Origin of the sequence: Bradyrhizobium sp. (genome assembly GCF_004799445.1) — a bacterium.
Lineage (GTDB): Bacteria > Pseudomonadota > Alphaproteobacteria > Rhizobiales > Xanthobacteraceae > Bradyrhizobium.
On record NZ_SSNA01000198.1, the window covers coordinates 134,184 to 146,154 of the forward strand.

The 11,971-nt window shown below is 62.4% G+C and carries 10 protein-coding genes; 2 read left to right on the plus strand and 8 right to left on the minus strand.

From position 1 onward, the window contains the following. Positions 1 to 165: 165 nt before the first annotated feature. From E8A46_RS25325 to E8A46_RS25345, 5 genes are all read right to left on the minus strand, one after another. Positions 166 to 2,874, minus strand: a complete 2,709-nt coding sequence (locus E8A46_RS25325; RefSeq protein ID WP_291567055.1) for a nitrate reductase — start codon at positions 2,872 to 2,874, stop codon at positions 166 to 168. 13 nt (positions 2,875 to 2,887) lie between these two features. Further along, entirely contained in the window at positions 2,888 to 4,105 is a 1,218-nt protein-coding gene (locus tag E8A46_RS25330; RefSeq protein WP_291567057.1) for an FAD-dependent oxidoreductase, read from the minus strand. A 10-nt stretch (positions 4,106 to 4,115) separates the two neighbouring features. Continuing rightward, positions 4,116 to 4,541, minus strand: coding sequence for a globin family protein (locus E8A46_RS25335; RefSeq protein ID WP_291567059.1), 426 nt, complete (start codon positions 4,539 to 4,541; stop codon positions 4,116 to 4,118). A 64-nt stretch (positions 4,542 to 4,605) separates the two neighbouring features. Further along, a complete protein-coding gene (locus E8A46_RS25340; RefSeq protein ID WP_291567061.1) occupies positions 4,606 to 5,988 on the minus strand; it encodes an MFS transporter in 1,383 nt (460 codons plus the stop codon). Positions 5,989 to 6,294: 306 nt separating this feature from the next. Beyond that, entirely contained in the window at positions 6,295 to 7,209 is a 915-nt protein-coding gene (locus E8A46_RS25345; RefSeq protein WP_291567063.1) for an intradiol ring-cleavage dioxygenase, read from the minus strand. A 141-nt stretch (positions 7,210 to 7,350) separates the two neighbouring features. On the opposite strand from E8A46_RS25345, the gene E8A46_RS25350 reads away from it, so the two are divergent. Next, positions 7,351 to 8,625, plus strand: coding sequence for a serine hydrolase domain-containing protein (locus E8A46_RS25350; RefSeq protein ID WP_291567065.1), 1,275 nt, complete (start codon positions 7,351 to 7,353; stop codon positions 8,623 to 8,625). A 375-nt stretch (positions 8,626 to 9,000) separates the two neighbouring features. On the opposite strand, the gene E8A46_RS25355 is transcribed toward E8A46_RS25350, so the two are convergent. Both E8A46_RS25355 and E8A46_RS25360 read right to left on the minus strand, forming a co-directional pair. Beyond that, positions 9,001 to 9,735 carry a cytochrome c biogenesis protein CcdA gene (locus E8A46_RS25355; protein ID WP_291567066.1) on the minus strand — a complete coding sequence of 245 codons (735 nt, stop codon included), beginning with the start codon at positions 9,733 to 9,735 and terminating at the stop codon, positions 9,001 to 9,003. 233 nt (positions 9,736 to 9,968) lie between these two features. Continuing rightward, positions 9,969 to 10,307 (minus strand): hypothetical protein, encoded by a 339-nt coding sequence (locus E8A46_RS25360; protein WP_291567069.1) that lies wholly within the window; start codon positions 10,305 to 10,307, stop codon positions 9,969 to 9,971. Between the two features lie 755 nt (positions 10,308 to 11,062). Between E8A46_RS25360 and E8A46_RS25365 the strand changes: the two genes are divergently transcribed. Further along, complete coding sequence (locus tag E8A46_RS25365) at positions 11,063 to 11,458, plus strand: helix-turn-helix transcriptional regulator (protein ID WP_291567151.1); 396 nt, start codon at positions 11,063 to 11,065, stop codon at positions 11,456 to 11,458. Positions 11,459 to 11,538: 80 nt separating this feature from the next. Here the strand turns inward: E8A46_RS25365 and E8A46_RS25370 are convergent, their stop codons facing one another. Further along, positions 11,539 to 11,712 (minus strand): hypothetical protein, encoded by a 174-nt coding sequence (locus E8A46_RS25370; protein ID WP_291567071.1) that lies wholly within the window; start codon positions 11,710 to 11,712, stop codon positions 11,539 to 11,541. Between the last annotated feature and the right edge of the window lie 259 nt (positions 11,713 to 11,971).

Consider the following 11,971-nt stretch of genomic DNA (forward strand, 5'->3'; position numbering starts at 1 on the left):
TGAACCGTCATTTCCTGCGACAAACGCGAAGCGTTTGCGCTAGGGAGCCAACGGGTCGCGCGAATGCGCGCCCGATGACAGGCTCCGCGACGAAGCAATCCATTCTTCGTGGTGAAATGGATTGCTTCGCTTCGCTCGCAATGACGGTTGAGAAACCAGTTCGACCTAGTTGGCCGTCGCCAGCTTTCGCTGTTCGCCGCCGTCGACGCCCGCCTGCGCGATCAGGAGCTTCAATTCGGGAATGCACGAACCGCAATTGGTGCCGGCCTTGAGACGCAAGCCGAGTTCCGCAGCGGAGCGTGCCCCCGACGCGATCGCGTCGCAAATCGTGTTGCGGCCGACGCCGAAACAGGCGCAGACGACGGGGCCGGCACTGGCCAACCCGTCCATCGATTTACCCGACAGCAGCATCCTTCGCTGATCGTCGCTGAGCGCACCCGCGGCGAACAGGTCTTTCACCACGTTCCAGTCGCCGGCATCCCGCGCCGGGCCCAGGAACAGGCAGGTTTCGATTCCGTCCGCGGCAAAGCATGCCGCGCGGTAAACGCCGCCGCCAAAATCCCTGTATTCGGCGAGATCCTCGCCCGCGACCGAACGCAACCAGCTTGACCATCCCATAAGGTCGGCGTTGTCGGCAAGCAGATAGCCGTGACCGGCGCCGACCGTCACGCGCGCCCACCACGCGTGATCCGGCAAGTTAAGCGGCGCGCGGGAGAGCGCAAAACCGCGAAAGACATATTCATAGGGCGTGATCGACGCCGGCGTCGCCTTGTTCTCGGGCTGGCCGGAATACGGATCGGTGAACGGCGCCACCAGCGCGCCGACCCGTGCGGAGGACGCCGTCGCCTCGCTCCAGTGGATCGGCGCGAACAGCATGCCGCGCTGCTGCCGTTCGCTGACCACGACCTTGAGAATGCATTGGCCGTAATCGGTGACGACGCGGGCGAAGCCGCCATCGACCACCCCGGTGATGGCCGCATCGTCGGGATGAACCTCGACGAACGGCTCGGGCAGATGCTGGCCCAGCCGGGGGCTGGTGCCGCTGCGGGTCATGGTGTGCCATTGGTCGCGGATACGGCCGGTGTTGAGCCGCAGCGGCCGTCCCGCCGTGGTTTCGGTTCGCAACGCGGGGACTTCGGGCGCGATGAAGCGCGCTCTGTGGTCGTTGGAAAAAAACCTGCCGTCAGCGAAGAAGCGCTGCTGCGGCTCGGTATCGCCAAGGCGGAGCGGCCACAGCACCGGAGCCATCGCCTCGAACGCGTCGTCCGACAGCAATTTCAACGCGCCGATATCGAAATCGCGGTCGCCATTGTTCTCAAACGCCGACAGCGCGGCATGCTCGCGAAACACCTCTGCCGCTGAATGGAAATCGAACGCCGCGCCGAAGCCGAGACGTTTCGCCACCTCGCCGACGATCCACCAGTCCGGCCTGGTTTCTCCCGGCGGCGTCAGGAACGCACGCTGCCGCGAAATGCGCCGCTCCGAATTGGTCACGGTTCCGGATTTCTCTCCCCAGGCCTGCGCGGGCAACAGCACATGGGCGCCGGCATTGACGGTGTCGTTGGAAATAACGTTCTCCGAGACCACGAACAACTCGAGGTTCTTCAGCGCGGCGCGCGCGGCATCCGCATCCGGCAGCGACACCGCCGGGTTGGTGCCCATCACCCACAACGCCTTGATCTCGCCGCGCGCGATCGCCTCGAACAGCTGGACCGCTTTCAGCCCCTCATGGGTCGCGATGCGCGGCGCTTTCCAGAACCGGCGGACGCGGTCGATGTCCGGTGGCGTGAAACCCATATGTGCCGCGAGTTGGTTGGCGAGCCCGCCGACCTCGCGCCCGCCCATCGCATTGGGCTGGCCGGTGAGCGAGAAAGGCGACGCCCCCGGCTTGCCGATCCGCCCGGTGGCGAGGTGGCAATTGAGGATGGCGTTGACCTTGTCGGTGCCCTGCGCCGACTGGTTGACGCCTTGCGAATACAAGGTGACGACGCGTGGCGTATCGCCAAACATCCGGAAAAACGCCGCGACATCCGGCTCGGAGAGACCGGTAGCCAGCGCGGTTGCGGCCGTGCTGCCGGCGATGCTCCGCGCCCGCGCCAGCGCTTCGTCGAATCCGCCGGTATGGTTGTCGATGTAGCCGCGATCCAGCGCGCCGGTATCGGCGAGATGGACCAGCAACCCTGCGAACAGCGCGGTGTCGGTGCCGGGCCTCAGGCCCAGGAACAGATCGGCATCACCGGCGGTATCGGTCCGGCGCGGGTCGATCACCACGATACGCGCACCACGCCGCTGCTTGTTGGCGAGCATGCGCTGGAACAGGACCGGATGGCACCATGCCGCGTTGGAGCCGACCAGAACCAAGAGATCGGCCTCATCGAGATCTTCGTAGCAGCCGGGCACGGTGTCGGCGCCGAAGGCGCGGCGATGGCCGGCGACCGACGAGGACATGCACAGCCGCGAATTGGTGTCGACATTGGCGCTGCCGATGAACCCCTTCATCAGCTTGTTGGCGACGTAATAATCCTCGGTCAGCAGTTGCCCGGAGAGATAAAACGCCACCGCGCCGGGGCCGTCGCGCTTGATGATATGGGCAAGGCGATGGGCGACATGGTCGAGCGCGTCGGGCCAGGCCACCTGCTCCATCGAGCCCTTGCGGCAGCGGATCATCGGAAACAGCAAGCGGCCCTCAAGCCCCAGCGTTTCGCCGAGCGCCGAGCCTTTCGAACACAGCCGTCCGAAGTTGGCGGGGTGCTCGGGATCGCCCGATATCGCCGCCCCGCCGCGACCGTCAGGCGTCGCCAGCACGCCGCAACCGACGCCGCAATACGGACAGGCGGTGCGCGTGGTGCGCAGCGCGGGATCGACGGCGGTCATCGAAATAATCCGGTCATGCCGCCTCTGCCACGATCGCAACCGAGCGGCCGAACATCATATCCTTGCGAATTCTCGCAACCGATTGCCGGCTGCGGATCAATTCCAGATACCAGAGCGCATCGCCGACATCGCCGACCAGCACCGCGCCGGTGAGCCGGCCGTCGGATATCACGAGCTTCTTGTAGGTACCGCGCCTGATATCGCTGAGCACGATGGCCTCGCTGCCATCGCTCCCGAGAAAATCGCCCGCCGAAAACACACTGACGCCGGAGACCTTGAGATTGGTCGCGACCACGCTGCCGCCATAAGCGACCGGCCGGCCGGCCAGATGCTGGGCCAGGACGCGCGCCTGCTCGTAGGCCGGCTCGACCAGGCCGTAACAGATGCCGCGATGCTCGGCGCATTCGCCGAGGGCGAAGATATCCGGCGCCCCGGTTTGCAGATGGTCGTCAACGATGACGCCGCGATTGACGGCAATGCCGGCGTCTCGGGCGAGCGCAATATTGGGCCGGATGCCGGCGGCGAAAATCACCGCATCGGCCTCGATCTGGCGTCCATCCGTCAGTTCGACGCCCTCGACGCGGCTCTCGCCAAGGATCCGCGCGGTGTTGGCATCGAGCAGAACTTCGATGCCCTTGGGCTCGACGAGAGATTTCAGCAGCGCCGCCGCCGCTGCGTCAAGCTGGCGCTCCATCAAGCGGTCCATCAGGTGGATCAGGGTTACCGGCGCTCCCGCCTTGGCGAGGCCGTAGGCGGCTTCCAGTCCCAATAGTCCGCCGCCGACCACCACGACGCGCTTCCTCGATGCGGCGAGCGTCAGCAATAGATCGACATCCCGGCTGTCGCGAAAGGTATGGACGCCGGCGAGTTCGGCGCCGGGCACGTTGAGCCGCAGCGGCGTCGAGCCGGTGGCAAGCACCAGCCTGGAAAACGCGACGCTCTCCTCATTTGCGATCTTGAGTTCGCGGCGGCCGACGTCGATCTCGGTGACGGCGCAGCCATATTTCAGGGTAACGCCGCGGTCGCGCCACCAATCGGCCGGCCTGAGTTCGATATCATGGGAGGCGGTCTCGCCCGCCAGCACCGAGGACAGCAGCACCCGATTGTAGGCGAGCCGCGGTTCGTCCCCGATCACGGCGATGGCGTAGCGCCCGAGCGCCACCTTCGCCAGTTCGTCGACCAGACGCGCCGCGGCCATTCCGTTGCCGACGATAACCAGCGGTTCGCTCACGGCGTATCCTTTACTCGGCTGCCTGGGACCTGCCGTAGGCCTCGGAAATCATGAAGCCGGCGAGCGTGCCATAGGCCGTGGTCCATGCATCCGCGACCGCAGGGGTCCAGCCATCGCCGAGTCCCTTTTCCAAGGTCCACAGCAACGCTGCGCCGACCACCGGATAGTGCTCGGCCTTGGCGCCGTAACCGACGTGACGCTTGGCCAGCGCACTTGCCGCGGGCAGTATCGATTCAAGATTGCCGAGGCCGTTGACCACGGCGGCCAGCATCGTCATCAGCTTCTTGCGCTGCTCGGTCATATCCGCGGGAAACATCGATTTGACCTGTGGCGCGATCTCGAACAGGCGATCGTAGAACATCACCGCCGCCTGTTCCGAAATCGGCGCCACCTTCGAGAAGCTCGACTGCACGAGTTTGACCTGATCCGGTGTCATTTTTGCCTCCTGAATCTTCTCCTGAACTTCGCCGCGCAAGCGCGGCGAAGTTTCATGGTGCCGCTCAAACACGCGCCTCGGCGAGGCTCGTCGCGCCCGCTGTCGCCGGGCTCCTGCGCAGGTAGAACCACCAGGTCATCGCCAGACAGACCGCGTAGAACGCCAGATAGATTTCCAGCGCCAGCTGCGGACCGCCGGTGATGGCGATCGACTTGCCGAAGCCGCTCGGGATCAGGTAGCCGCCGCAGGCGCCAATTGCGCCGATGAATCCGACCGCCGCGCCGCTTTCGATGCTGGCCGTCTTCAGCGCGAGCGCCCGGCCGGCTTCACCCGTACCCTTTGCCTTTCGAAGATTCTCCTCGCGGAAAATCGAGGGAATCATCCGGTAGGTCGATCCGTTGCCGATTCCGGTCGTCACGAAAATGATGAGAAACATCGTCAGGAATCCGGCGAAGTCCTTGATCCCCACGAAGTACAGGACGCCGATCGTTGCGGCGCCCATCGCGATGAAATTCCAGAACGTGATGATCGCGCCGCCAACCTTGTCGGCGAGCAGGCCGCCCAGCGGACGGGACAGCGAACCGACCAGCGGTCCGAGAAACGCGATCGCCACGGTGACCGCCGGGAACTGGGTCTTGATCAGCAGCGGGAACGCGGCCGAGTAGCCGATGAAGGAGCCGAACGTCCCGATATAGATGAAGGACATGATCCAGGTATGCTTGCGGCCGACGATGGCGAGCTGGTCCTTGAATGAGGACTTGGCCGAAGTGAGGTTGTTCATGAAGAAAATCGCGCCGAAGATCGCGACTACGAGCGGCAGGATCCACATCAGTCCGGCATTCTGGAGATAGACCCCCGAGACCGGCGTGGCCTGGTAGAGATTGAAAATGCCAAAACCCATCAGAATGGGCGTCAACAACTGTACGCTGCTGACGCCGATATTGCCGCCGGCCGCGTTGAGGCCGAGCGCCCAGCCCTTCATGCGGTCGGGAAAGAAGAAAGAGATGTTGGCCATGCTCGAGGCGAAGTTACCGCCGCCGAGGCCTGCGGTGGAAGCAACCAGCAGCATCAGCCAGAACGGGGTATTGGGCTCGCTCACGAAATAGGCCAGCCCAAAGGTCGGGATGAAAAGCACCGCAGCGCTGAAGATGGTCCAGTTGCGACCGCCGAACGTCGTCACCGCAAAGGTGTAGGGAAATCGCATCAGCGAGCCGATCAATCCGGGGATCGCCACCAGCTGAAACAGCTGGTCGGTCGTGTAATTGAAGCCGGCGGCCGGCAATTTGGTGGCGACGATGCTCCAGATCAGCCAGACCGAAAATCCGATGTGCTCCGCAACGATCGACCAGATGAGGTTGCGCCGGGCGATGACTTTGCCCTTGGAATTCCAAAACGTCTCATCTTCCGGCTTCCAGTCCGAAATCCAGGTCGAGTCTTGCGTGCTCATCAGCAACTTCCTTTTCTGAACGGGTGCAGCCACGGTGATTGCGCTCTAAAGGCATAGGGGCGCGCTCTGGGGAGGCCCCAGTTTGGCGGTCGCAATTGGGATGATTGTTCCGACGGCATCGGTGGCGTCGGCACTAGCTATTCAAGCTTCGTGCCAAGCCGCCACGACAAGAAATATATTGAAATTAGAATAAGTTATGGAGACATGCCGGGACCGGCGGCCGGTGCCGGCACGCCGCGAAAATTTGCGATTCGCTTATTTCTTGTGCGTCGCACAATAAATAAGCAGACGATTCAAGCCGCGGTTTCAGGCGTCCTCGGTCACCGCCGCCATCATCGGCTTGGGCGCAATTCCCTGACCGGGCCTCATGCGGAATTCGTAGGTCATCAGATGCCAGGGCGTGGCCGCCGGCTTGCCGTCGGGCATCGTTGCATCGGTCCGCTTCTCGATTTTGGAGACCAGTTCGTCCTTCACCCCGAACACGACGTCGGTGTCGAGGTACTTGTCGCCTTCCATGAAGACGTGGGTGATCAGCGGTTCGTAGCCGGGAGCGTCGACGAGGAAGTGGACATGCGCCGGCCGCATCGGATGGCGCCGGGTCTGCAGGATCATCTCCCCGACCGGACCATCGGTCGGGATCGGGTAGCTGCACGGCAGAATGGTGCGAAAGAAGAAGCGGCCATCGGCATCGGTGATGAATCGCGCCCGCGATGACGGACCCTGGGTTTCGTATTCCGGCTTTTGCGAATCGTAATAGCCCTCGTCGTCGGCGTGCCAGACGTCGACCGGAACCCCCGCCAGCGGTTTACCCGCGAGATCCGTGACCCTGCTCTGCACAAACATCCGATCTCCCTGCAGATTGGCCGAGATGTCGGTGCCATGCGGCATCGGCTTGTGTTCGCCGACATAGAACGGGCCAAGCACGGTGGTCTCGGTCGCGCCTTCGCGTTCGCGATGGTTCACGGCATCGACCAGCATTGAGACCCCGAGCACGTCGGACAGCAGGATGAACTCCTGGCGGCTCGGCGTGCATTTCTGGCCGACACGGGTCAGAAAGTCGATCGCGTATTCCCATTCGCCGAAGGTGAGGTCGGTCCGGCGCACGAAATCGTGCAGCGACTTTACCAGTTCCTCCAACAGGAATTTGACACGCGGGTCCGGCGTCTCGTCGAAACTGCGGATAACGGCGGCGGTCAGTTCGGTGTCGTTGAATTGGGGCATTGTTGCTGTCCTGGGGGTTACGCCATTGCCGCATAAGCCTACACTAGCGATCCCGCCGAGGTAAACGCACCACGGTTGGAACAGGGCACACTTTTCGGCTATCAAGGCCGCCTCTGCCTGGCTCTCCGGAGACCGTTTCCGATGTTAACCGCTGCCCCCGCCTCGCCCGAATCCGCCGGCATGTCCAAGGCCGCCTTCGATCGTATCGAGGACCATCTGAAGACCCGCTACATCGATGCCGGCCGCTTTCCGGGAACGCAGCTGCTGGTCTATCGCCGCGGCAAGGTCGTCCACAGCGCGGTGCAGGGTTTTGCCGACATCGAACGCAAAGCCGCGATGAAGCACGACAGCATTTTCCGCATCTATTCGATGACCAAGCCGATCACCAGCGTGGCCTTCATGATGCTGTTCGAGGAAGGCCGCGTCGCGCTCGACGAGCCCGTCCACAAATATATCCCGGAATGGAAGAACCTCGGCGTTTTCCAGGCCGGCACCGCGCCGGCATTTCTGACCAGGCCGCCGTCGCGGCCGATGCTGATCGTGGATCTCCTGCGGCACACCTCCGGCCTGACCTACGGCTTCCAACAACGCTCCAACGTGGACGCGGCCTATCGCGAAATGAAGATCGGCGAGGTCGAGAAGGCCGGGACGCTGCAATCGATGATCGAGGATCTGGCCAAAGTTCCGCTGGAATTTTCACCCGGCGAGGCCTGGAATTATTCGGTCTCCACCGATGTGATCGGTTACCTGATCGGCAAGATCAGCGGCCAGCCGTTCGAACGGTTTCTGCGAGAACGCATCTTCGCTCCGCTTGGCATGAATGATACCGACTTCTTCGTGCCGGCCGACAAGGCCCATCGCTTCGCGGCCTGTTATTCGGCAAGCCCGCAAGGCGGCATGACGTTTCACGCGACCGACCGCAAGGGCGGCCTGACCTTGCAGGATGACCCGGCCACGAGCTCCTTTCTGTCCCCGCCGGCGTTCATTTCCGGTGGCGGCGGCCTGTGTTCGACCGCGGCTGATTATCTCGCCTTCTGCCGGGCGCTGCTCAATGGCGGCGAACTCGACGGCGTCAGGCTGATCGGCCCGAAAACGCTGGCCTTGATGACTGCAAATCATTTGCCCGGCGGACGCGACCTGCCGGAAATGTCGCGATCGCTGTTCTCCGAGGCGACCTATAACGGCATCGGTTTTGGGCTCGGCTTCTCGGTGACGATGAACCCCGCGCAGACCCTGATTCCCGGCAGCCGCGGCGAGTATGCATGGGGAGGTGCAGCGACGACATCGTTCTGGATCGATCCCGCCGAAGAGCTGATCGCGATCTTCATGACCCAGGTGCTGCCGTCGACCGCCACCGCGATCCGGCGCGAACTTCGCACCATGGTTTACGCCGGAATTACCGACAGCAATCTTTAGAGCGGTTTCGAGCGAAGGCCCTGTCCCGGACTCCGGAGTACGGGCTCGATCAACTCGGCTGCGAAGCCACCGTCGACTTTTTGCCGCACGGCGTGGTCTATACCATCACCTGTTCGCTCGAAGACGAAGGCTGAACCGATCGCGTCCGCGAGCAAGATTCAACAAAGTTGAATCTTGCTCGTCGTTCATCTTGTTGTTTGAGCATGATCTTTGCGCAAACGCTTTCGCGTTTGTCGCGAGGGAAAACCGGTATCCACTTTTCCGGATCATGCTCTAAAGCGTTTTCAAGCGAAGTGGAGACCGGTTCGCGTCAAGAAAACGCGTCAAACCAAGAACCTAGAGCCCCGTTTCAATTCAATCGAAACGGAAAAGGCTCTAGCCGAAATTCTGCAAACCCGGGAACGTCTCCAATAGCCAGATGCTGACCGCCGAGACGCTGCCAGTGAGAAACCCGATGCCGGTGACGATCAGCAGCACGCCCATCGCCCGCTCGACGCTCGCGAGGTGCCGCTTCATCCGCGCAAACAGCGAAGAGAACTGTTCCACCATCAACGCCGCGATCAGAAACGGTATCCCGAGCCCGGCGGAATAGACCGCGAGCAGACCCGCACCCTTCGTCACCGTGGCCTCGGCGGCCGCGACCGAGAGGATCGCCGCCAGGATCGGGCCGATACAGGGCGTCCAGCCGAACGCAAAGGCGAGCCCCATCGCATAGGCGCCCCAGAGACCCACCGGCTTGGGAATTGGCAGCCGCCCTTCCCGCATCAGCAGGCCAATCCGCGTCAATCCGAGGAAATGCAGACCCATGATGATGATGACGACGCCGGCCACGATCGAGAGCTCGGCCGACCATGCACGGATCAGGCTTCCGATCAGCGAGGCGCTGGCGCCGAGCGCCACGAACACGGTGGAAAAGCCGAGCACGAACATGAGGGCCGAGGTCATCACCGCGCGCTTGGAGGACGACACCGTCTCGTCGTTGGCGACGTGTTCGATGGTCGCGCCGGTCAGATAGATCAGATAGGGCGGCACCAAGGGCAGCACGCATGGTGACAGAAAGCTGACCAGACCGGCAATCAGGGCCGCGGGAATCGAGACGTCGTGAATCATGCAATCGTCGCCATGGTTGGTCGTTGTGCCGTTCGGCCTGCCGAACCCTGCACCGGGGGGCGTTGGGTCGGTGCGCCCTCATGTAGCGGATGGGTGAGAATGCGCAAATAGCACAGCGGCCGCTCCGGCGTGCCTAGCCGAATTTTCTCTTCAAACGTTGGAAAAAACATCGTGAAGACAAATCGCGCAGCTTCGGCGCATCGCCGATATCAGGCGCTCGTAAGGCGGCGTTGCTATTTGACCAGCTTCAACGAGACCGGGGAACGCCCGCGCTGACCGTCGTGCGAATTCGGATGGTGCGGCTTTTCCGGCGGCTCCCGATCCCGCACCATTGCATCGCACAAAGCTTTCAATTCCGCGTCTTCAATTCGATTGAGTTTGATCCGAAGTTCGAGAATTGCCACCGATACCACTTGCGCGATGTCCCGGTCGCCGCCGAGGACGAGGGCCGTCTGGCACTGCTCGAGAGTTGCCAGCACCGCCTGCAATCTTTCTTCCGAGTTAGCCACCAGGGTTTCTTCCGTTAGCGAGCTTGCCAGGTAGAGCCGAAGAGATCCAATCGGTCGCTTCATAAACCCCTCCGTTCCCCAAAAAGTCCGGCAATTCAAGATCCGGCACGTCTTTTTTGGTCGCCCAACAAACTTGTGACATTGCTGTTCGCTCGGACCGGCCGACGGTGGACCAACTCGCCTGCAATTCCGCCGAGCACCATGCTCGTCGCCGCAATGGTTCACCAACGCGGTAACGCAAGCGTAGCACGGCGGAAGGCCGCGTTCGAATGCCATTCGTTGCAGGACGTCAAAAAACGGCGCGTGGCGCGATTGAGGGCGAATTGTCCCATTTCCGAAGGCATGCGCCCGAGGTGGCGCGGCTGCCTTTCGACGGAGCAATTGCCGTCAGGCCGAAGCTTCTGGTCTCCCCGGCGCGCGCCTAGCCGAGGCTAGGCCTACGCGTCAAAAAGTCCCGGCCTGAACCCGCCAGGGTTGTGTTTTGCTCAATAGTCTGCCAAAGCTGGCGGGCGGCCTGTTGGAGCCGGTGCGGGCGCTGGAGAGGGCGTCCCCCGGAGTAATGCCTTTGTAGGATTTTCGCCGACTCGCGGTGGAATGCGGAATATCGTACCTCCAAACATTGAGTATTGCCGTTAGGCATATCCTCGATTTCGGCCGGGTCCCCGCGTCATCAACCAGCTTGCGAGGGCCTGGATTGCCGGTAAATTTCCGTGGTTTATGAAAAATTCGTTCACTTAAGCAAGCTCAAGGCGTTATATAAGGAGCAGTTCCTGGCCTTATATCCATACGCTTCACGAGCGAAGGACGGTAAAAACAGTATGAATAAATCAGCAGCAAAGAAGATGAAACAGCGCAGCGCCGGAAAGCCGGACATCGAACTTGGCAAGCGAATCCGCCTGCGTCGGGTCGAGCAGCGCATCTCTCAGGCCGAACTCGGCGACCAGCTCGGCGTCAGTTTCCAGCAGGTTCAGAAATACGAGAAGGGTGTCAACCGCGTCGGGGCAGCCCGTCTTCAGCAAATCGCCACCGCGCTCGATGTCCCCGTCACATTCTTCTACGACGGCGATGGCAAGGCCCGAGAGGTCGAGAGCCTGCTGTTTCTGGACAGCGCGTTCAGCCTGAGATTGCTGCGCGCCTACAGCAAGATCAAGGATCAGACCGTCCAGCGTCAGCTGGTGTCCCTGATGGAATCGATCGCCGCCAACGAAGACTAGGCCTCTGGCTGGATCGCCCCGGATCGATCCGAGGCCCGCTGGCCCGGAAGTCCGGTTTGAAGCGCCACGAACGTGGTCGATCAACGCAAGCGGATCGGCCGGCAAGCGCGATCGCCGCGCCAGGCCACATGCTGGTCCGGCCGCGACAACAGCAGCGGACCGTCAAGAGTGGCGGTCGCCGGCCGCTCGACGCCGAGGACCTTGAGCGGTCCGCGCCTGTCGCGCGCAGCTCGCTCAAGGGCAGCTGCATCCACCGCGGAACACGACATGGTTGCGTGTTGGCTCGGGAGGCTCGGCCGGCGCGCGCGCCGGCGCGGCCGCACCATGGCTTCTCTTGCAGGCAGTTTATCTTTCCTGACCGCGCGCCCTGACGAACCGGATCAGCCGCGCCCGCGACATACCGAAAGCAGCCAACATCCAATCCGGGGATTGCGGTGCGATAGCCGCAATACCTACTTAATCAGTAGGCAACCCTCTTGGAGTAAATTTGCAAAACCTCATTGCGGATCAGGT

What these genes read in the sequence shown, in the direction of transcription:
- E8A46_RS25365 (WP_291567151.1), top strand. Translation starts at nt 11,063, where the DNA reads ATGAATAAATCAGCAGCAAAGAAGATGAAACAGCGCAGCGCCGGAAAG.
- E8A46_RS25325 (WP_291567055.1), bottom strand. Translation starts at nt 2,874, where the DNA reads ATGACCGCCGTCGATCCCGCGCTGCGCACCACGCGCACCGCCTGTCCG.
- E8A46_RS25350 (WP_291567065.1), top strand. Translation starts at nt 7,351, where the DNA reads ATGTTAACCGCTGCCCCCGCCTCGCCCGAATCCGCCGGCATGTCCAAG.
- E8A46_RS25355 (WP_291567066.1), bottom strand. Translation starts at nt 9,735, where the DNA reads ATGATTCACGACGTCTCGATTCCCGCGGCCCTGATTGCCGGTCTGGTC.
- E8A46_RS25345 (WP_291567063.1), bottom strand. Translation starts at nt 7,209, where the DNA reads ATGCCCCAATTCAACGACACCGAACTGACCGCCGCCGTTATCCGCAGT.
- E8A46_RS25360 (WP_291567069.1), bottom strand. Translation starts at nt 10,307, where the DNA reads ATGAAGCGACCGATTGGATCTCTTCGGCTCTACCTGGCAAGCTCGCTA.
- E8A46_RS25335 (WP_291567059.1), bottom strand. Translation starts at nt 4,541, where the DNA reads ATGACACCGGATCAGGTCAAACTCGTGCAGTCGAGCTTCTCGAAGGTG.
- E8A46_RS25340 (WP_291567061.1), bottom strand. Translation starts at nt 5,988, where the DNA reads ATGAGCACGCAAGACTCGACCTGGATTTCGGACTGGAAGCCGGAAGAT.